This is a genomic window from Caldibacillus debilis DSM 16016 (assembly GCF_000383875.1).
GTDB classification, from domain to species: domain Bacteria; phylum Bacillota; class Bacilli; order Bacillales; family Caldibacillaceae; genus Caldibacillus; species Caldibacillus debilis.
This window is the reverse complement of sequence record NZ_KB912886.1, coordinates 39,140-58,466: the sequence shown is the minus strand read 5'-3', so window position 1 is coordinate 58,466 and position 19,327 is coordinate 39,140. Positions and strand designations below refer to the sequence as shown.

General features: G+C 49.1%; 19 protein-coding genes and 2 pseudogenes. 13 read left to right on the top strand and 8 right to left on the bottom strand.

The genetic code is table 11. The features are described 5' to 3' along the window. Positions 1 to 1,209 precede the first annotated feature (1,209 nt). Both A3EQ_RS0108380 and A3EQ_RS0108375 read right to left on the bottom strand, forming a co-directional pair. Complete coding sequence (locus tag A3EQ_RS0108380; protein ID WP_020154727.1) at positions 1,210 to 2,034, bottom strand: aldo/keto reductase; 825 nt, start codon at positions 2,032 to 2,034, stop codon at positions 1,210 to 1,212. A gap of 90 nt (positions 2,035 to 2,124) precedes the next feature. Next, positions 2,125 to 2,679, bottom strand: a complete 555-nt coding sequence (locus A3EQ_RS0108375; RefSeq protein WP_020154726.1) for a thioredoxin family protein — start codon at positions 2,677 to 2,679, stop codon at positions 2,125 to 2,127. Between the two features lie 211 nt (positions 2,680 to 2,890). Between A3EQ_RS0108375 and A3EQ_RS22465 the strand changes: the two genes are divergently transcribed. The 12 genes and pseudogenes from A3EQ_RS22465 to A3EQ_RS0108315 all read left to right on the top strand — a co-directional run bounded on the left by A3EQ_RS22465 (position 2,891) and on the right by A3EQ_RS0108315 (position 12,410). Continuing rightward, positions 2,891 to 3,043 (top strand): hypothetical protein, encoded by a 153-nt coding sequence (locus A3EQ_RS22465; protein WP_020154725.1) that lies wholly within the window; start codon positions 2,891 to 2,893, stop codon positions 3,041 to 3,043. A gap of 82 nt (positions 3,044 to 3,125) precedes the next feature. Then, positions 3,126 to 3,506, top strand: coding sequence for a hypothetical protein (locus A3EQ_RS22460; RefSeq protein ID WP_154652836.1), 381 nt, complete (start codon positions 3,126 to 3,128; stop codon positions 3,504 to 3,506). Beyond that, on the top strand, positions 3,493 to 4,422 hold the full coding sequence (locus A3EQ_RS22905; RefSeq protein ID WP_020154724.1) for a helix-turn-helix transcriptional regulator: 930 nt from the start codon (positions 3,493 to 3,495) through the stop codon (positions 4,420 to 4,422). The genes A3EQ_RS22460 and A3EQ_RS22905 overlap by 14 nt, the downstream gene beginning before the upstream one ends. Before the next feature lie 39 nt (positions 4,423 to 4,461). Next, entirely contained in the window at positions 4,462 to 5,133 is a 672-nt protein-coding gene (locus A3EQ_RS22900; RefSeq protein WP_020154723.1) for an ABC transporter substrate-binding protein, read from the top strand. Positions 5,134 to 5,348: 215 nt separating this feature from the next. Continuing rightward, a complete protein-coding gene (locus tag A3EQ_RS0108355) occupies positions 5,349 to 6,338 on the top strand; it encodes an iron-hydroxamate ABC transporter substrate-binding protein (RefSeq protein ID WP_020154721.1) in 990 nt (329 codons plus the stop codon). Between the two features lie 20 nt (positions 6,339 to 6,358). Further along, positions 6,359 to 7,365: pseudogene (locus A3EQ_RS20795) on the top strand (FecCD family ABC transporter permease). Further along, entirely contained in the window at positions 7,358 to 8,380 is a 1,023-nt protein-coding gene (locus A3EQ_RS0108345; RefSeq protein ID WP_020154720.1) for a FecCD family ABC transporter permease, read from the top strand. Before A3EQ_RS20795 ends, A3EQ_RS0108345 begins: the two are co-directional and overlap by 8 nt. A 42-nt stretch (positions 8,381 to 8,422) precedes the next feature. Continuing rightward, positions 8,423 to 8,989: a nitroreductase family protein gene (locus A3EQ_RS0108340; protein ID WP_020154719.1), complete on the top strand. Its 567-nt coding sequence runs from the start codon at positions 8,423 to 8,425 to the stop codon at positions 8,987 to 8,989. 125 nt (positions 8,990 to 9,114) lie between these two features. Continuing rightward, positions 9,115 to 9,546, top strand: coding sequence for an alpha/beta hydrolase (locus A3EQ_RS22895; protein ID WP_244874569.1), 432 nt, complete (start codon positions 9,115 to 9,117; stop codon positions 9,544 to 9,546). Then, positions 9,516 to 9,740: a hypothetical protein gene (locus A3EQ_RS22890; RefSeq protein ID WP_244874568.1), complete on the top strand. Its 225-nt coding sequence runs from the start codon at positions 9,516 to 9,518 to the stop codon at positions 9,738 to 9,740. The genes A3EQ_RS22895 and A3EQ_RS22890 overlap by 31 nt, the downstream gene beginning before the upstream one ends. A 100-nt stretch (positions 9,741 to 9,840) precedes the next feature. Next, positions 9,841 to 10,698, top strand: coding sequence for an alpha/beta hydrolase (locus tag A3EQ_RS0108330; RefSeq protein WP_020154718.1), 858 nt, complete (start codon positions 9,841 to 9,843; stop codon positions 10,696 to 10,698). A gap of 782 nt (positions 10,699 to 11,480) precedes the next feature. Then, complete coding sequence (locus A3EQ_RS0108315; RefSeq protein WP_020154715.1) at positions 11,481 to 12,410, top strand: hypothetical protein; 930 nt, start codon at positions 11,481 to 11,483, stop codon at positions 12,408 to 12,410. Positions 12,411 to 12,682: 272 nt separating this feature from the next. Here A3EQ_RS0108315 and A3EQ_RS0108310 read toward each other — a convergent pair whose 3' ends face one another. Beyond that, complete coding sequence (locus A3EQ_RS0108310) at positions 12,683 to 13,651, bottom strand: site-specific integrase (protein WP_169382665.1); 969 nt, start codon at positions 13,649 to 13,651, stop codon at positions 12,683 to 12,685. A gap of 891 nt (positions 13,652 to 14,542) precedes the next feature. On the opposite strand from A3EQ_RS0108310, the gene A3EQ_RS0108300 reads away from it, so the two are divergent. Continuing rightward, a complete protein-coding gene (locus A3EQ_RS0108300; RefSeq protein WP_020154711.1) occupies positions 14,543 to 15,037 on the top strand; it encodes an NUDIX hydrolase in 495 nt (164 codons plus the stop codon). A gap of 349 nt (positions 15,038 to 15,386) precedes the next feature. Here the strand turns inward: A3EQ_RS0108300 and istB are convergent. From istB to A3EQ_RS0108275, 5 genes and pseudogenes are all read right to left on the bottom strand, one after another. Further along, a pseudogene (gene istB, locus A3EQ_RS20785) lies at positions 15,387 to 15,990 on the bottom strand (IS21-like element helper ATPase IstB); the annotation flags it as partial. Between the two features lie 82 nt (positions 15,991 to 16,072). After that, positions 16,073 to 16,552, bottom strand: a complete 480-nt coding sequence (gene rlmH, locus A3EQ_RS0108290; protein ID WP_020154709.1) for a 23S rRNA (pseudouridine(1915)-N(3))-methyltransferase RlmH — start codon at positions 16,550 to 16,552, stop codon at positions 16,073 to 16,075. 56 nt (positions 16,553 to 16,608) lie between these two features. After that, positions 16,609 to 16,794, bottom strand: a complete 186-nt coding sequence (locus A3EQ_RS0108285; RefSeq protein WP_020154708.1) for a CxxH/CxxC protein — start codon at positions 16,792 to 16,794, stop codon at positions 16,609 to 16,611. A gap of 76 nt (positions 16,795 to 16,870) precedes the next feature. Then, a complete protein-coding gene (locus tag A3EQ_RS0108280) occupies positions 16,871 to 18,079 on the bottom strand; it encodes a S1C family serine protease (protein ID WP_020154707.1) in 1,209 nt (402 codons plus the stop codon). An 84-nt stretch (positions 18,080 to 18,163) separates the two neighbouring features. Further along, positions 18,164 to 18,958, bottom strand: coding sequence for an MBL fold metallo-hydrolase (locus tag A3EQ_RS0108275; protein WP_020154706.1), 795 nt, complete (start codon positions 18,956 to 18,958; stop codon positions 18,164 to 18,166). Positions 18,959 to 19,327 lie beyond the last annotated feature (369 nt).

The window sequence follows — 19,327 nt, the reverse complement described above, 5'->3', positions numbered from 1 at the left end:
TGGGATTTTCAGCCAACAGTTTCTCTTTATTTCCGAAGTTTTGGATAACCCGAATTTTTGGTTTTTTGGTTACCGGATCCCGGAAGGATTCAACGATCCGAACATATTCCTTCCCGCGGTTCTTGAAGATTTGAAGGTACATGGGAATCACCTCATTAGAGATAATTATACCATATATACTTTCATATGTACATACCAAAAACATAAAAAATAGGCTAAAAACATGAAAAAATCAATGTTTTTAGCCCAATTTTTCAATTTCAACTGTAAAAGTCGGGAGAACCGTTTTACGGCTATGCGCCGTCCGTTTTTTTACACAAACGGCAAGTGTGCCGCCGGGTGAAAACCGTTTTATGTCTATGTCCGTCCGCCCTGCAAAGATTCATGCCGGCGGACGGGCTTTTTTTGGATGCCCGGAACCGGCAATAAGTATCGTCCGATTGTCCCGTGACTGATTGCCCACCAGCCTGCAGAGTTTCTAACGGTTGGGCTGACTTTCGGCGGAATAGCTATTTTCAGCAAACCCATCGGCTGCTTCCTCAATCAATGAGACGGAAGACCCTTCCTTTTAAATCCTAATTCGCACTGACTTTTATTTTTACTTTCGTTTTTTCTTTCAGCTCATGTTCTTGCTCAAGAAACAGAAAATGTAACTAAGTACCCCATTTCATCAATAATGAGAACGGTTGGCTTCACAAACTTTTTTATCCGATCATGGTTCCGGGCAGTCATTCGAATGCGGATGATTGCCTAATTTTTGTACGAACGGCATGGGTGCTGTGCTAAAGGGGAAAGTCCCGAACGGAGGCTGGTGAGCGCCTGCCGTTGGCTGATGGCAAGGGTGTCCGTCGTGAGGCGGAGTCCTAAGGAAGCCGGAGCAAACCCTCGACCGGAGGTACACGAACCCGATCGGAGGCTGTGAAAGCCGGACGAGTCTGAACAACAAGACGAAGTCCTAAGCACCCAAAGGCTATGGCAGAATATTGGGCAGGTGCATAAATGGATTGTAAGGACCCTAATCCCGGTCGGCCGTACGGTACGACTTCTGAAGATGGCAACCGACAGCAGGACAAAAGGACCTGAGTAAAGGTCGCCTGAAAAGGGAGAATGAAAGGGACAAGAGCCTCCCCCGTTTCATCCTGACGCTCATTTTCCACGCCATGGAAAAACGTAAAACCGGACACGGGCAAGCCGCATCCGGTCCTTTCTTCATCGCACGTTAAATTCGCTCGGCACCGCATTCACCCGGACGTTCCGGTCCAATGCGGCGATTTCCTTCATGTCTTCCTCGCTTAATTCGAAATCGAACACCCGGAAGTTTTCTTCCATCCGCGACGGGGTTACGGTCCTCGGGATGGCGATCACGCCCTCCTGCAAATGCCAGCGGAGGATCACTTGAGCGGGAGTCTTTCCATATTTTTTCGCGATCTTCAGGATCACTTCATCCTGTAACGCGTCTTTTCCGTTCATCAGCGGGCTGTAGGCTTCGACGGCGATGCCGTGCTTTTTGCAGAACGCCTTCAGCTCTTTTTGCTGCAGGTAGGGATGGCATTCCACCTGGTTTACCGCCGGCACCACTTCGCATTCGTTCAAAATCCTTTCCAGATGGTCAATGTCGAAATTGCTGACGCCGATCGCCCGCACCCGGCCGTCTTTATAGAGTTTTTCCAAGGCTTTGTAGGTTTCCACATATTGATCGTATTTGGGCGTCGGCCAATGGATCAGATAAAGATCCACATAGTCCAGGCCCAATCGCTGCAAACTCGCTTCGAAGGCCTTTAACGTGTTTTCGTACCCCTGGTCGCTGTTCCAGACCTTCGTCGTAATGAACAGCTCTTCCCGGGGGATGCCGCTTTCGGCGACGGCCCGGCCCACTCCTTCTTCATTCTTGTAGATCCGCGCGGTGTCCACGGAACGGTAGCCGATTTCGAAGGCTTTTTCAAGGACCTGTGTAACCTGATCGTCCGGTATTTTCCAGACGCCGAACCCCAATTGGGGCATGCGCACCCCGTTGTTTAAAACAATGGAATCCATAAAGACCCCTTCCTTTCAAAAAATGATCGATTCGCGGACGACAAAAGCGTCCGAGCAACAGCCGTCCGATGGACGGCTTCCTTTCGAAAATCATTGATGGATTCGCGCGATGATACTGTCCGCGATGTGCCGCCATACCTGTTCATCCCGCAAAAATTTTTCCCGCATTTTGCCGTACATCGCTTTCTGTTTTTCGGGGAAATCCGGCGCATCCTTCGGGGGCAATTTCGCCCTCTCCTCGTCGACAAATCGCTGAACTTCCGGCGCCCGGGAACCCCAAACGGCGTATTCCTTCCCTTCCCGGTCGAGGAAGATGTAGATCGGGATCGCCCGCGACTTTCCGTTTGTTAAATATTGATCCATGAGTTCCAGATTTTCGTCCCGCAGCAAAAACCGCACTTCGATTCCGGCGGCTTCGGCGATCTTCATGAGGATCGGATTGTTGACCATCGCATCGCCGCACCAGTCTTCCGTCAGAACAATTGCCCGGAGCCCTTTTTCCCGCAATGTTTCCAGCCTTTCCTTGTCTTCCGGGCGCAAGGAAAAACGTTCCTGGATGGACAGCATTTCCTCCCTGTTCTGCTTCATTTGCCCGACGTACTGTTCGTAGGTCATCCCCTTTTGAAACCAGTCATTCAATGCCATCGATTCTCCCTCCCCTCCTCATTCTATCAAGATTGTACCACCCGAAAGCGGAGAGTCAACTGCTCCCACTTAACTTCTGACGAAGTTTGAAGTGAGAGCTTGCGACTACCCAGTAGTACCAACGTGCTAAGCACTCCTACCTTCAATTGGTGTCGCATCAGGGCAGGTTGACGACTACCCAACCACCCAAGTCATGAAAAAGCCATGGCTGATGTTCGCCGCTTTTGTTTGCGCCATCTCCTTCGGGCTTTATTTGCTCGGACAGAATGGCGCTTGGCAGCTGTTCGGTTCTTTTCACCTGCTGTATCTTCTTGCTGCCGTCCTCATGACTTTGGGCAAGGCGAAAACGAAACGAATCAGGTAAACTTGCCCCGGATTGCGTTCGGGAGACGGAGAACCACGAAACCTCTCTATTTTTTAGCCGATGGTTCCAGGCAATCATCCGCATGGGAATGATTGCCTGTTTTATTTTTCTGGCTGAAGAAGGGCTGATTTCCCATTCGCCGCCCGTTGCCTTTTCCGGATCAGCTGTCCCTAACTTGCGACTGGGCGGCGACGGTGTGATTTTTCATAGATTCGAATGTGTTGTGGAAAGCGCAACTTCGATTCATGACTGTACTTCAAAATTGCTTTCCAACGGGATACTCTTATATAATAATGATAATCATTATCAATTATTGGATCTTTCTTTCAAACGAGTGGATCGTATTTCCCCTGCCACACTACCAAACGTTCCCAAAAACCTTTTCAACGAAAGTGGAAGGGCTTGCTTGCATCGGACGGAAGCAGAAATAACGAAGGACGGTGGAACAGATGTTTCGCCATGAAGGGGCCAAACCGAAAATCGTTGCAATTTCACCGGACGAATTCTTGTTTCGGCTTCGGGATTTGGAATGCATAAAAGGTGACGGCAATTGGCGGATCGGGCAGCAGCTCGCCGCTTCCCATGCTCTTTTCGTCGTGGAGAAGGGACGGGGACGGTTGATGCTGGGCAAAGATGAATACCGGCTGCACCAGGGCGCCGTTTATATATGCCCGCCCGGCGGGACTTACGGGGCCGAGGCAGACGATCCGGGGGAACTGAAGATCTTTCTTTTCAAATTCGACGTGTTTCGGGCGACGGATCAAGGATGCGAACGCGTGCAAAACATGGAAAGAGAAGATTCATTTCCGTTGAAGGGAGCGATCACCCCCGATGACCAACTTGTTTCCTTGTGTGAGGAGGTTTTCCGCCATTGGCACAGCAGAGACGGACTGGAACGCTTTCGCAGCCAGCTCATTTTCCAGGAATTGCTCTATCGTGCCATGAAGAGCCGCAGCCTTCGTTCCGGGGAATCACAAACGGCGCTGGAGGCGGCGAAAAACTACATGGAGCGTTATTTCAACGAGAACTTGACGATTGAGCAGCTGGCCCGCATCGCGAAAATCAGCCCTAAGTATTTTGTCGATCTGTTTAAAAAAACGTACGGGATCAGCGCCATCGATTATTTGACCGAGCTGCGGCTCAACAAGGCGAAAGAACTCATGGCGCAGCCGAATGCCCGGCTCCGTGACATCGCCCATCAGGTCGGTTACCACGATGAATTTTATTTCAGCCGCAAATTCAAGAAGAAAGTCGGAATCGCGCCGACGGTTTACATGAAAAGACGCCGCCGGAAAATCGCGGCCTACCGAACCCCGGTGATCGGACAGCTGCTCGCCCTCAAGATGATTCCCTACGCCGCGCCGCTTCACCCGAAATGAACGCCCTATTACTATAAGCTGTACCGCACGGATATTGCCGTGCATCTCAGCGCTTACCGCCGAAATCTGCATTGGGAATCCAATATCGAAACCCTCCTCCATGCCCGCCCGGATGTGGTGATCAGCACGGATGAGTTGGATGCCGAAGAGAAGGAACGGCTGGAACAGGCCGGCCCCGTTTTTTACGTTCCGTGGGAAAAAAATTGGCGGGAGCAATTGTTGATGACCGCCGAATTTTTGGGCGAAACGAAGGAAGCGGAGCATTGGCTGCAAACCTATGACCGGAAGGTGAAGCTGGCCAGAGCGCGGTTAATACCCGCGGTGAAGGATGACAGATTCCTCATTGTCCGGATCTCAAAACAAAATTTGTTCGTTTACTGCAATCGCAGCATGTCGGAAGTATTTTTCCGCGATTTGCCCTTCACGCCCGCCTATGGTTGTGACCGTGCCGTCTATGACCGGCCGGTCTCCGTCGAACAGTTGGCCGAATGGGATCCCGACCGCTTGCTCCTGTTGGTCCGGCAGGAGGATGAAACGCTGGCCTATTGGAAGACGCTGCAATATTCCATGCCTTGGCAGGAATTGAAGGCGGTCCGGAACAACCGGGTGTATTTGATCCCTTCGGATCCATGGGTGGAATATTCGGCCTGCGCCCATGACCGGATCATCGACGAATCCCTAAAGCTCTTTTCTGAAGATTGTCCAAAATGATTTTGGGACAAGAAGACTTCAGCGAACGGTCCGGAGATCGTCCAAAATGAAATTTGATACGCTTTTAACCATGGCCGTCACCTCCTTCTTTTTCTGGAAATTGTCCAAAATGAATTCCGGATACCGTCCATGGTCAAAAAGGAGAATCAGCCTTATAATCGAAAATGATAATCATTATCATAATCATAGATTAGGAGGAGGACCTGAAACCGATCATGAAAAGGAAATGGTTTCATTTTAGTCTTCTTGTTTTGCTCATTCTGCTTTTGACAGCCTGCGGCGCGAAATCATCCTCCGCACCGGAGAAATCGGCGGAAAACGGCAACGCCGCCGGTCAAGAAAAGAAAGCGGACGAAAATGAAACAAGGACCATCGATTACCTTGGAAAAACATACACCGTTCCCGCAAAAGCGGAAAGAATCGTGATCACCGGCAGCATGGAGACGATGGAAGACGCCCTTGTGCTAGGGGTCAAACCCCTCGGCGGCATCACGGTCGGCGGCAAGTTCCCGGACATGTTTAAAGAAATTACAGGCTCCACCGTATCCATCGGTGAAAAGGCGCAGCCGAACATGGAAACCATCCTGAAGCTGAAACCGGATGTCATCTTTGCCACGACGAAATTCCCGCCGGATGTGATCGGGAAATTGGAAAAAATTGCTCCGACCATTCCCGTTTCCCATATTTCGACCAACTGGGAAGCGAACCTGCGCCTTCTTGCGGAACTGACAGGCAAACAAGACGCCGCGGAGCAAGCGCTGCAACAGTATAAGGATGATTTGGCGGAGGCGAAAGCGAAGCTGGGCGACCGGCTGAAGGAGAAAAAAGTCGTCATCGTCCGCATCAGAAACGGCAATATCATGATCTATCCGGAAGACGTATTTTTCAACCCCTCGCTGTACATGGATCTGGGACTGACGGCGCCTCAAGAGATCAAACAGGCAAAGGCCCAGGAAATGATCTCTTTGGAAAAATTCAGCGAAATGAATCCGGATTATATCTTTGTGCAGTTTTCGGAAGACGAGAACAAGGATCAGCCGAACGCACTGGAAAACTTGCAAAAGAATCCGATTTGGCAAAGCATCAATGCGGTCAAAAACAATAAGGTGTTTGTCAATGTGGTGGATCCCCTCGCACAAGGCGGTACGGCATGGAGTAAAATCCACTTCTTGAAAGCTGCCGTGGAGAAACTGGGCAACGAATAAAAAACGGGGCGGGCAGCACAATGGGAGCAAAGATTTCGTCGCCGGCCCTCATCCTTTGGCTTGCTCCGTTCGCCATGGCGGCCGCCGTCACCGCCTCCATTCTCTATGGGGCAAAAAATATCGATGCGCTGACCGTTTGGCATGCGATTTTCCATTTTGATCCGGACAACGTGAACCATCAAATCGTGATGCATTCCCGGCTGCCGAGGGCGGCCGGCGCGCTTTTGATCGGAGCGTTCCTGGCCATCTCGGGGGCCATCATGCAAGGAATGACCAGGAACTATCTTGCATCCCCTTCGATCATGGGGTCTCCGACGGCTCGGTTTTCGCCATAACCCTTTGTATGATCGTCCAGCCGGAGGCCTCTTCCTTGGCCATGATCCTGTATTCGCTGATTGGCTCGCTGTTCGCCGTGGGCATCGTCTTCGGGCTCGCGTCGCTCCTGCCGAACGGGATGTCCCCGGTCCGCATGGCGATCATCGGCACCATTATCGGAACGTTCCTGAGCAGCGTTTCAGCCGCCATGGCCTCCTATTTTCAAGTGTCCCAAAACGTGAGTTTTTGGTACAATGCCCGGCTTCACCAGATGGACCCCGGCCTGATCAAACTCGCGGTGCCTTTTGCGCTGGTTGGTATCGCCCTCGCCCTCATGATTTCCAGTTCGATCACGATCCTCTCGCTGGGCGAGGAAGTGTCCGTGGGCTTGGGGCAGCGGACGAAGCTGGTCAAGGCGATGGCCGTCGCCAGCGTCGTCCTTTTGACCGGCATCTCCGTCGCTTTGGCCGGCAATATCGGATTCGTGGGCCTGATCATCCCCCATATCACCCGATTCTTGGTTGGCGCCGATTACCGGTGGATCATTCCTTGCGCCGGCGTTCTCGGAGCCGTTTTTTTGGCCGTTGCCGATATCCTCAGCCGTTTCTTGAACTATCCCTTCGAGACGCCGGTCGGGGTCGTCACGTCTTTGATCGGGGTCCCTTTCTTCCTCTATTTAATCTACAAAAGAGGAGGGGGGAAAGATGCCTAAAAGTTCGGCGGTACGCTATTGGACCGTCCTGCTCGTCTGTTTCGGGATGGTGCTCGCCGCCATTTACATCAGCCTGACGAACGGCGTTTTTGACCTGACGGTCACAGACGTGCTGAAAACCTTGTTGCGGATCGATCCCGTTCCGGAACACGATTTGGTCATTTTCGATTTCCGGCTGCCCCGCATCGTCGCTGCCGCCCTCGTCGGGTTCGGGCTCGGGGCCGCGGGGGCCGCGATCCAAGGAATCAGCAGAAACGATCTGGCCGACCCCGGGATTTTGGGCATTAATGCGGGAGCGGGCGCCGCAATCGTCGTCTTTATGTTTTTCTTTGAAGGACGGTTAACGGGAAGCGGATGGCTGGCCATTTTGGCGATGCCGTTGTTCGGGTGGATCGGCGGATTGGGAGCCGCCGTCCTGATTTATTTTTTTTCCTGGCGGAACGGGCGACTGGATCCCCAACGCCTGATCCTGGTCGGCATCGCCGCAGGCTCCGGGCTAGGGGCCTTGTCTTTGTACTTATCCCTGAAAATGAACCCCCAGGATTTCGAAATGGCGACGGTATGGCTCACGGGAACCATTTGGAACGCCAATTGGCCATATATCGCTGCGATGCTGCCGTGGCTTGTCCTTTTCGTTCCGATCATCATCCGGAAATCGCCGGTTCTTGATCTGCTTCAATTGGGGGAAGACCGGGCGAAAGGCTTGGGCGTCGCCACGGAAAGGGAAAAAAACATCCTGCTTTTCAGCAGCATCGGCATCGTGAGCGCATGCGTATCCGTGTCCGGGAACATCGGATTTGTCGGATTGATCGCCCCCCACATCGCCAAACGTTTGGTCGGCATCCATCATGATCGGGCGATTCCCGTAAGCGGAACCATCGGGATGCTGTTGGTCATCGCCGCCGATTTTATCGCCAAGACCGTCTTTTCCCCGGCCGAACTGCCCGTCGGGGTCGTCATTTCCATCATCGGCATCCCATATTTCGTGTACCTGCTGTCTAAAACGCGCGTGTAGGAAGAAAGAGACCTTTTTCAAAAGATGAAAAGGAGGATGGTTATGGAACTTGGCCGATTGTTGCGGGAACGGCGTTCGATTCATGTTTTCGAGGACCGTCCCGTACCTCCCGAACTCGTGATGGAACTGCTGGAGGACGCCGTTTGGGTGCCCAATCATCGCATGACCCAACCGTGGCGGTTTATTCTCACTTACGGCGAAGGACGGAGGAAGATCGCCGAGGCGGTACGGAAAATCAATGCGGACAAGGAAGCGGATCCGGGCAAAAAGAAAGAGGCCGGACAGAAATTTTACGATAAAATCATGGCCATTCCGATGATTTTGACCGTCCTGATGAGGGAAGATCCGAATCCGGTCGTCCGGGAAGAGGATTATGCGGCGACTTGCTGCGTGATCCACAACTTCAGTCTGCTGGCGTGGGAAAGGGGAATCGGCATGGTATGGAAAACCCACGGATGGCTGCACGACCCCATCTTCCGCGAAGCCATGGGGATTCGGCCCGGGGAAAGGGCAGTCGGCAATCTTCAAATCGGATACCCGGCCAAAATTCCGTCCGCACAGCCGAGGATCCCCGCCGCCCAACGGCTCACGGTCATCGACCAGGCATGACGAAGGGTTCGAGGAGGCGAGCGAAATGAACGGAAGATTGTTGACGGAATCCTTGGAAGGAAGGGAACTCTTCATCTATCTCCCTCCTTCTTATGAAACGAGCAAAACGGGATTGCCGGTAGTTTATGTCCAGGACGGCGGCTTATTTTTACGATCCAAGCCAAAACCGTTCCTTGGCGCGGTTGGAACACATGTTTGCCCGGGGAACACTGGGAGAGCTTATACTGGTCGGCATCGAACCGAAAAACCGGTTGGATGAATATACGTCGTGGCATGCGAAGGCGCTCTCCGATCCATATCCCGATTTTGGCGGACAGGGTTCCCATTACCTTTCGTTTCTTGTGGAAAAATTGAAACCCTACATCGACCGAAAATACAAGACGGACGGCCGCCGGGAGCAGACGGGAATAATCGGGGCCTCCCTCGGCGGACTGATTTCCATTTATGCCGCTTATTTGTACCCCGACGTGTTCGGAAAAATCGTTCCATATCCGGATCGTTTTGGTACGAAGGCTTCATCGATTTTATGCTGTCGAAAAACGCCGGTCCCGGACTGAAAGTTTATTTGGATGTGGGAAGCCTGGAAGGAATCGGGAAGCGGAGCATCCAGCAAGAGATGGCGGCAAGAACGAAAGAAGCCTATGCCCTATTGCTGAATAACGGATTGCCACGTGAAAGATTGCGGTTTGTGCTCGAAGAGGGAGCGCCGCATCACCGCAGCTTTTTTCCTTACGATTCCCCGAAGCGGTAAGATGGCTGTATGCCGACGAAACGGAGAGTTAACGAATTTTTTGAGGCTACGGAATGCCCGTAATCATCATCCCAAAAAAGATTTCGAGGAGGAATGAGCGGTGGCTGGCAAAAAAATGGAACAGACCGGAAGGCGAGGCGGGGAGGTTGGCATCCGGGAAGTGACGATACCGGGTACGGAACAGCGCGTGATGTACTCCCGCGACGGGAAGCGGGAGTATCGGATCTTTTTGGCCAAACCTGACGGCGATCCGCCCCCCTCGGGATTTCCGGTCATCTACTTGCTGGATGCCAATGCCGTGTTCGGAACGATGGTGGAGGCGGTGCGGGTGCAGGCGCGCCGGCCCGAAAAGACGGGGGTCTTTCCCGCTGTGGTCGTCGGCATCGGTTATCCGACGGAAATGCCGTTTGCGCCCGCCCGCTTCTATGATTTTACGTTGCCGGTACCCGCCGCCGAACTGCCTCCCAGACCCGACGGCGCCGCATGGCCGGAACTGGGCGGAGCGGAAGCTTTCTTGGCATTTATTGAAGAGGAATTGAAGCCGGAGATCGAATCCGAGCTCCCCATCGACAGCGGAAGGCGGACGCTCTTCGGCCATTCCCTAGGGGGACTTTTTGCGCTGCATGTGCTTTTCACCAGGCCGGCCGCCTTCCGGACGTATATCGCGGGAAGCCCGTCCATTCATTGGAACGAACGGCCTCTGCGCGAAGCGGAGCGGCAATTCGTCTTCCGCTTGGAACGGGAAACGCTGAATATCGATCTGTTGCTGGCGGCAGGAGAACTGGAGAAGAGCCATCCAAGCCGCATCAATGCCAATGCGAGGGAGCTGGCGGAACGCTTGTCCCCCCTCGCCGGCTGCGGCTTGCACGTGGAATTCAAGGAATTCGAAGGGGAAGGCCATGTATCGGTATTGCCGGCCTTGATCAGCCGGGCCGTACGGTTCGCGTCGAGAAGGTGAATGCGGCATGTGCGGCGGCGGGAAGCAGAAGGAAGGGCGGAAGCCGACGGCACGAAGCCCATTGGCCGTGATCCGAGGCGCTTTCATTGAAATTGACGCAACTCACCGCGGTGGTTCATGAACAAAAAAGCACTGGGAATTGTCTTTCCCGGTGCTTTTTTCTTAGGAAGCAGGCCGCATCCCAGCTGCAAGAATCGGATAATTTCATCCGGATCAATGCCATCTTTGACGGATGGGCTGGGCTTGTGAGTATCTTCTTCTCAAATCCCCTCTTCCATAATACCGCTTTTCCTCGCTCAAACGCTTTTTTGCTGACAGCCGGGATCAAATGGCCGAAAAAACCCTGGGCTGCCTTTTGATACGGTCATAATCATTCAACTATATATCAAAAAACCGATAATAATATTGAATGCTGTTTTTAGGGAAGTCCATGGAACGAATACAATTTAGAAAATCAGGTAAAGCATGCTCGCCAAATGGTCCTTTCATTTTTACATTGATGACGGTGGAAGCGCGAAAAAAAGCTTTGCGGATGAATGACTTGCCGCTCCAAACATGAATTCAATGATCGGATGACAATAAAGGGTGCATTTTCCTGAAGAACCGAACGGCAAAGCACAAACCGAAGGGCTGAAAATGGGAAGCGATCAACCCAAAATTCAAGCCCCACAATATGCAGGCGGTTGAATATTCCATGTGCAGGATTCTTTTGCGGAAGATGATCCGATCCCCTATGCAAATGGGGTGGAACCATTACTTTTTAGATTTAGGAGGACCTGACCGTGAAAATTGATCTCGGATATATCGGCGCAATGGTCGCTCGAAATAAAGCCAAAATGCCGTCCGTACATGAAATCAAAAATCCATTGGCCGGACAACAAGTGGAAGTCATCCGAAATGGACAAGCCTATAAACTTACGATTTCGGACGAAATCAAACAAGTTCAAGGCATGATGGCCATACCGATGGAAAAGTTTTTTCACGTAGAAAACGCTGACCCCTCTGATATTTTTTCTTATCGGCCACGGGATCAATGGCTTGTGTTCAGCCAATATTTATATGAATCCAAATACTTTGATTCGCTAAATAATGAAGAAGTAAAAAAAGTAGAATCCATCTTACAACACATCACGGACGGAGTGGATAGTTTAGCGCCATATCCAGGGATTAACCTTTTTGGAATTAGTAAAGAACAGCAGCATTCCTATGAAGCCCATCTTGAATTGGCTTCTTCGACGGCTGCACTCCAATACTTCAGTGATGCGTTTTTAATCGGCGACGTAAAAGCTGGATTTGATCGACTGATTCAAGATTATGTCCGCCACAATACGAAAAAAGTAATGAATTATCAATCGGTAGAGGAAAGATTTATCGCGGCACGGGCCAAAATCAGACCGCTGAATGCTCCTCTTCCATACGAACAAAGCCGTGAGCTGTCCATGACGAATAAACTTGGGAAAACGGTTTATACACAAGTAGAAATTGAATCAATCATCAAAAATTATCAGGAAATGTTTCAGAGCATTCAGAATGAAGAAGATTTGTCTGCGGTGCTGGTGAAAGCGAAAGAACAACTGCTTTCATTTGTTACGAAAGGCATCTCACCAAAGGATGCGGATTACCAATTGGCAAGAGATTTTGTTGCCCAGCGTGCTGACGACACATTCAAACGAATCGAGCATTACTGGCATCTGTTATTGCAAGAAGAATAAGTGTTCATTTGATCCGTGCTAAAAGATCGGGGAAATTTTCGTATTTTTCGTTGCGGTATCCATTCCCTTTCAGGAGATCGCCATTTGAAGCGCTCTCCGTCAAAGGAGGGAAAAAGCCCATTTGGGCAGCCTGAGTCCCATATTCATAAGGACTCCGATTTAATTTCGGACAAAATGGTTTTGGGTTCTAACAATATCCAGAAAATAATGATATGACCTCATAGAAACTATTAAACGCTCCATTTGCAAAAAGAAAATTATCCCTCCTTTCATTATTTGGGATATAAACTTCTAATATTTTCCATTGTCAAGAAACTCTTAATGTTATTGGAATATCTAATGCCGAATCGCTCGGCAACAATTTTGATGTCAATGTTTGTTAATTGGTCATCCATCATAATGTTGCTGGCATAATACAACATTCCGCTCCGTTGTATAAATTTAGAATTGAAATTCTTTAAACCATAGGTGTCTTCAATCATCTGAATTCTCCGATAAATCACATATTTATCCACCGGAGCGGAATAACTTTCCACGTTCGTAATCGATGGGCGGATAACGTAATCGTTTTTAACAAGATCAACGAATGGCTTGACACGAATATCAAAAACAATATTACCGTTACGTTTGGTATATTGTTTTTGGTTTATGGCGCCGTCGATCAGCTGCAACGTACGATCGTCAACATCAATCCATCGTTCCGTATAACGGACAGGGAACCCGCTGTTATCTTCTTTAAGCGAATTTATTAGACGAATTCGCTTGTTTTTGAAGTCAACATCTTGCTTCTTCAGATTCCTGATTTCACTTAAACGCTTGCCGCCCGCACCAATAAACAGCAAGCGAAGGATAACAGCGTCTTGGTAATTCTCACAGAAGTCTTCGATCCTCCGCAAGGTTCGTTCGGTGATAAATTCGACGGGCATAACGAATTCATCGAAATCGTCCGGCTTGAAGTCAGCAAGAACGTTCTTTTCAATAAATTTCTGTTCGACACACCAATTCAAATAACTGCTAATGATGCGGGCGTAACTTTCAACGGTTCCCCGATTCCGCGCCTCAAAGCTGAATAGCACCGTTTTTATTTCTTCGATCGTAAAGAAACAAATGTCTTTCTTTAAATCCGATTCGTATGTTTCGACAATCAAAAAAATACGTCTGTAATTTTGTTGTGTCATTTCGTTAAACTGGTTTAAAAACCGTTCTTTCAGGACCTCATTAAATAGTCGATTTTCCGTCATTTTCATCTCTCCTGAATGGCAATTTGTATTCCCCTTCCAACTACATCTAAATTGTTTAGTAGTGGTTTATTATCAGATAAAATTGGTTTCATAAAGTTTGCTAGATCTTCGTCGATATTTGAATAAAATTACGATCCGTTCATAGCCTCATTTTCGAATAGTCTTTGGCAAATCATTAAGAAATCAACTTCCACGTGATGAAAAGGATCATCAATTCATGGAAACTCAGAAAAAATTCCTTAAAGTTAACTTCTGAATGTAGTGAAAGGAAACCTTTTTGCACCAGCCGTCACACTTTAGAAATTTGGTTTTCTTTTATTTTATTCTTAATCAACCGTTTTGACACAATTGGAATAAAATTTAGAATTTAGTTAAGTCCGTAAAATTGTGTAAAAAGGAATCTCAAAAAAACGAGCCGTCTAAAAAGAGTCTGTCGCAGCCTCTCAAAGACGCGAAATGTTCTATCTTCCACTTCAAACGGGCATTCTAACCGAGGGAAAATTTACACACAACTATGGACTTTTTCCAAAATTTTTCAGCAATAAGAAAGAACCCTATCTAATTTGTTTAGGTTCTTGAGCAAGTTCTCCAAAAGGATTTATTGATATTTTTGAAATTGAAAATGATAAAAGTCAATCAGATCAAAATACGACTTCAATTGAAAATCATATTGAGACAACTCCATTTGTTCGTACTTTATATAATACTCGAAAATCTTTGAAAACAACCAAGTCTTTTTCGAAAGGCTCTTTTCATAGACATTGTTGCTTTTGAATATAACAAGGAAAAATTTACTTTTTATGGTATAATAGTTACAGATATTTATTCAGCGAACCGGCAGGATTGCGGAATATAGAAAATCGGTATTCAATTGAAGTGGACGGGAAAAACATGATAACAAAAGTTGTTAAGTGGGGAGACGCAAAAGTAAAATTAACTTGGAAGCCTGATGCACAACTTCCTCCAAGAAATTTAATTACAAGCGTTCACGGATTTTGTTTTAAAGATGGTAAGTTACTTTTAGTTAATCTAAACCATAGAGGGTGGGACTTTCCTGGCGGTCATATTGAGAATGGAGAAACTCCTGAAGAATGTATAAAGCGTGAAGCGTATGAAGAGGGTTACGTTACAGGAAGTTGTTTTCTTTTAGGTCATATTGTAGTTGACCACAGTGAAAACTCAAAATGGGATGAAAGTAGTCCTTATCCTAAAATAGGCTATCAAGTCTTTTATCGTATGGATATTGACCAGTTATTTGAATTTGAAGGCAAATACGAGTCAGCAGAAAGAATTCTTATTAATCCAAATGAAGTAAAAGAATATTATCATGATTGGAACGAACTTTATCAAGAAATACTTAATCTTGCTACAAACAATAGTAATTAATCTTCCATTAAAGGGGGTTTTATTGGAATAAGGAATACAGCCGTTTCTTTGATGAAATGGCTGTTTTTATACCTCACACAAAAGCTTGACTTGCTCGTGTTTAGGTAACAGCATAAACTTCTTTCCACATTCTAAACCTCTTGTGGGAGATGTATTTTATCACCTCTCAATAGTTTGGTCAAAATAGCAACAATCTATACGAAAAGAGCCTTCCGAAAAAAAAGACCCCCTGAGGAGTCTCTTTTACAGGGAATCAATATGTGAAATCATAATTCGAGAATTTAATGTAAATTTCCCCCTTAATATATATTTATGGTCAATTGGTCTTGCCAAGTAGCGCTGAAGGAGTCTATGTCAAGGCCGATGAATTTTTCCCCAAAATCGCCGGTTTAAAATTCCCCAGAAGGATTTCATGGATCCTTCTGTTTTCTTCTTGTTGGAGTCTTTTTTCCCGTAATCGATAGCTTCCCCCTTTAGATTGAAAATAATAGAATGATGCAGTAATCGATCTAACATCGCGGTCGCCAACACCGAGTCGCCCATCACTTCTCCCCATTCCCCAAAGCTTTTATTGGACGTGAGGATGATCGGGCCCTGTTCGTACCGGCGGACGATGGCCTGAAATAAGTAATGAGCTCCGTTCGGGTCTAGTTTTAAGTATCCCATTTCATCAATGATGAGTATGGTTGGTTTTACAAACATGCGCAACTTTTTTCCAGCTTCCCTTCTTGGGCTCTCCTTAACTGAGTGACCAAATCATGGGCCGTAATAAAATACGTTTTATACCCTCTAACAATCGCCTCCATTCCAATCGAAATCGCCAAGTGCGTCTTTCCAATCCCCGGTGGACCGAGAAAAAGGATATTCTCTTTTCGGTCAATAAAAGACAACGTAAGCAGCTCTCGGATCCGACGTTCATCCACTGAAGGCTGTGCGGCAAATCTCATATGATCGTGAAAAAGATGCTATTAAGATAAAAGCCAATGATTATATGAATGAGAACCATCTCCCCAATATTTGCAAAAATTTTTGCCTCTATTTATGATACGGCTCCCCCCGGTTGATCTTGAAGGCGCGGTAAATCTGCTCGAGCAGGATCAGGCGCATGAGCTGGTGGGGGAAGGTCATCTTCGAGAAGGAAAGCCGCTCGTCGGCCCTGGCCAGCACCGCCCGGCTGAGGCCGAGGGAGCCGCCGATGACGAAGATGATCCGGCTCTTCCCTCGGGTCGCAAGGGCATCGAGATGGGCGGCGAACTCTTCCGAGGTTTTCATTTTCCCGTCAATGGCCAAGGCGATGACGTAAGCGTCAGCGCCGATCTTGGCCAAAAGCCGCTTCCCTTCCCTCTCCTTGACCTGCTCTGCTTCCCGTTCGCTCAAATGTTCCGGCGCCTTTTCATCCGGGACTTCCGCCATCTCCATTTTGGCATACCCCGACAACCGCTTCAGGTACTCGTCGACGCCCTGCCGCAAATATTTTTCCTTCAGTTTGCCAACAGCCAATATCGTGATATTCACAGTTTCTCCTCACCTTATAAACAAGATATCCACAGGACTTATCCACATTTCCACAACTACCGGCCATATTTTGTATGGGAATATCCGTTCGCCACAACATATACGGCAGGTTGTCCACAATATTCACAGGTCTTTGTTAATAATTCCTTTTCTTCGACGGGCTGTAAAGCGGGAGGCCGGCCGCTTTCGTTGATGACCGTCTCCAGGGCATATTCGGCATGGTCTTCACAGCAATAAATCATCCGCCCTCATCCCCTTTTCCCGTTTTTTGTCCAAAAAAAGCAGAAAGAGCCCCGGGCCCTTTCCGCCTTTTTATCGTTATAACGTTTCTTCCGAAAGCGTCAATGTCACTTCCCGGTATTTTCCTTCCCGGTAAAATCCAACGGTCATCTTATCGCCGATTTCCTTCTCCACATACAGATGTTTCCGCAGATCGATGAGCCCTTTCACTTCTTTGCCGTCCAATTTGACGATGACGTCGTAGCGTCTCAAGCCGGCCTTATCCGCCGGGCTGTTGGGAACGACATCGACGATGACCAGACCGTAATGGACATCCCTCGGCAGCTTCAGCATCCGTTCCTGATAGTAGACGGGGATTTCGCTGATATCCTGCAATTGCACGCCCATGTACGGCCTTTTGACTTCCCCGTATTTTTCAATGTCTTCAATGATGGGAATCACCGAGTTGATGGGAATGGCGAAGCCGATCCCTTCGACTTCCTCCTGGGCGATCTTCATGGAATTGATGCCGACGACCTGTCCGGAAATGTTCGCCAAAGCGCCGCCGCTGTTTCCCGGATTGATGGCCGCGTCGGTCTGGATGACTTCCGCGTTCCAGTCAGGCACTCCATCGCCGTTAAAATCGAGGGGAACGGTGCGGTTGATTCCGGATATGATGCCCTGGGTAACCGACCCGGCGAAATTGAGGCCCAAAGGGTTCCCGATGGCAATGACCGGTTCGCCCAGTTTCAATTTGTCCGAATTCCCGAACTCGGCCACATTTTTGATTTTACTGCCGTCCACTTCGACAACCGCCAGATCGGTCCACATATCGCTGCCGACCAGCCGGGCGGCCAGTTTCGTCTCGTCCGGCAGGGTGACTTCCAGCCGGTTCGCTCCTTCCACCACATGATAATTGGTGACGATATAGGCCTTTCCGCCGGCCTTTTTATAAATCACGCCGGAGCCGGTGCCGCCCGGTTGGGAATCGAGCCAGATGTCGCTGTTTTGGATATTGGTAATCCCGACCACCGTATCGCTGACCTTCTCCACCGCTTTTGTAATATCCGTATTCACATCGACGGAGACGCTGCGGTTAATCGTCCCTCCGCTTCCGGCGTTCTCGGTGACGGAGGCATCATCCTGCGGGAACGGAAACCAATCCTGTCTCATCAGGAAGGGAATGGCGAAAAAAATAATGGCGGCGCCGATGACGGCCCCGAGCAGGCTGGCCAAAAAATACCCGCCCCTCGGCTTCCTTTCCGGATTTTCCTTCCCATAATCGTAATGCTCATCGTAATAACCCATCTTTTCTTCCCTCCCAACAGGTGAATCGGGCAGATTCCGGGCCAATACCATTATAGTATGAATTGGACATTTTTTCTAAAAATGTTACACGGCTGTCAAGGGAGTCGGGATTTTCGGATCGGTATCGCAAAGCAGGATCCTTCCCCCGACATCGTATCCTTTCTTTTGCAAAATTTGCGAAACGGACATCCTGGCCAATTCCTTCATATTGTTATCTTTGCTTAAATGGGCGAGATAAATTCGCTTCGTTTTGTCCCCGATGCAATCGGCCATCGCCAAGGCGGCTTCTTCGTTGGAAACGTGGCCGATGTCGCTTAAAATCCTCCTTTTGATGTTCCACGGATATTTTCCCATTCTCAGCATTTCCACATCGTGGTTCGTTTCAAAAACATATGTATCCGCATCCTTAATCATGCCCTTCATCCGGCTGCTGACATACCCGGTATCGGTAATAATCGCCAATTTTTTTCCGTCGTGATGGAATATGTAAAACATCGGTTCCGCCGCATCGTGGGAGACACCAAAGGATTCGATGTCCAGGCCGCCGAAGGAGAGGACCGATTCCATCGGAAAAATAAATTTGTTTTCTTTGGGGATCTCCCCGATCAACGGTTCCATCGCCTTCCAAGTTTTTTCGTTGGCGTACACCGGCAATTGATATTTCCTCGCAAGGATGCCGACACCCGTAATATGGTCCTTATGTTCATGGGTGACCAAAATCCCGGTCAAATTTTTCGGATCCCTGCCGATTTGGCGGAGCAATTGTTCCATCTGTTTTCCGCTCAATCCCGCATCCACCAGGAAAGAATGCCGCTCCGTCTCCACATAGATGGCGTTTCCCGTGCTTCCGCTTGCCAAAACGCTGAAACTCAATGCCATGGGAACTCACTCTCCAATCATTCGGTTTCTCTGTCGTCCGCCAGAAACGGGGATCTTGCCGGCCCTTCCATCTTCCCCCAAAGAATTTTTCAACCGCATCCGCAAAAAAGGAGCAGGCCGGCCTCCGAAAATGGCGGAAAAATCCGGCCCCGTTTCCGGAGGTCTCCTGCGGAAAAACCACGCTTGCGCCAAAAAGGAATGGGGAAAATTCTCCTCCCGTCTCCGAATCCATCCCATCCTCAGCCCCGGCGGGAGGGCGACCGATCCCGCTTCGCGCGTTCCGGTCGGGTAAAATCCTTTCCCCCGGCTTTTTCCGGGCAGCTCCCCGGACGGAAAAGACCCCGTGCCGGCATCTTCCGGGCGGGCCAA

Coding starts and splice junctions, on each gene's coding strand:
- A3EQ_RS0108300 (WP_020154711.1), top strand. CDS start 14,543: ATGATAACAAAAGTTGTTAAGTGGGGAGACGCAAAAGTAAAATTAACT.
- A3EQ_RS22905 (WP_020154724.1), top strand. CDS start 3,493: ATGTTTCGCCATGAAGGGGCCAAACCGAAAATCGTTGCAATTTCACCG.
- A3EQ_RS0108380 (WP_020154727.1), bottom strand. CDS start 2,034: ATGGATTCCATTGTTTTAAACAACGGGGTGCGCATGCCCCAATTGGGG.
- A3EQ_RS0108345 (WP_020154720.1), top strand. CDS start 7,358: ATGCCTAAAAGTTCGGCGGTACGCTATTGGACCGTCCTGCTCGTCTGT.
- A3EQ_RS0108340 (WP_020154719.1), top strand. CDS start 8,423: ATGGAACTTGGCCGATTGTTGCGGGAACGGCGTTCGATTCATGTTTTC.
- A3EQ_RS0108285 (WP_020154708.1), bottom strand. CDS start 16,794: ATGATTTATTGCTGTGAAGACCATGCCGAATATGCCCTGGAGACGGTC.
- A3EQ_RS0108375 (WP_020154726.1), bottom strand. CDS start 2,679: ATGGCATTGAATGACTGGTTTCAAAAGGGGATGACCTACGAACAGTAC.
- A3EQ_RS22890 (WP_244874568.1), top strand. CDS start 9,516: ATGCTGTCGAAAAACGCCGGTCCCGGACTGAAAGTTTATTTGGATGTG.
- A3EQ_RS22465 (WP_020154725.1), top strand. CDS start 2,891: ATGTTCGCCGCTTTTGTTTGCGCCATCTCCTTCGGGCTTTATTTGCTC.
- A3EQ_RS22895 (WP_244874569.1), top strand. CDS start 9,115: ATGTCCAGGACGGCGGCTTATTTTTACGATCCAAGCCAAAACCGTTCC.
- A3EQ_RS0108310 (WP_169382665.1), bottom strand. CDS start 13,651: ATGACGGAAAATCGACTATTTAATGAGGTCCTGAAAGAACGGTTTTTA.
- A3EQ_RS0108355 (WP_020154721.1), top strand. CDS start 5,349: ATGAAAAGGAAATGGTTTCATTTTAGTCTTCTTGTTTTGCTCATTCTG.
- A3EQ_RS0108280 (WP_020154707.1), bottom strand. CDS start 18,079: ATGGGTTATTACGATGAGCATTACGATTATGGGAAGGAAAATCCGGAA.
- A3EQ_RS0108275 (WP_020154706.1), bottom strand. CDS start 18,958: ATGGCATTGAGTTTCAGCGTTTTGGCAAGCGGAAGCACGGGAAACGCC.
- A3EQ_RS22460 (WP_154652836.1), top strand. CDS start 3,126: ATGGGAATGATTGCCTGTTTTATTTTTCTGGCTGAAGAAGGGCTGATT.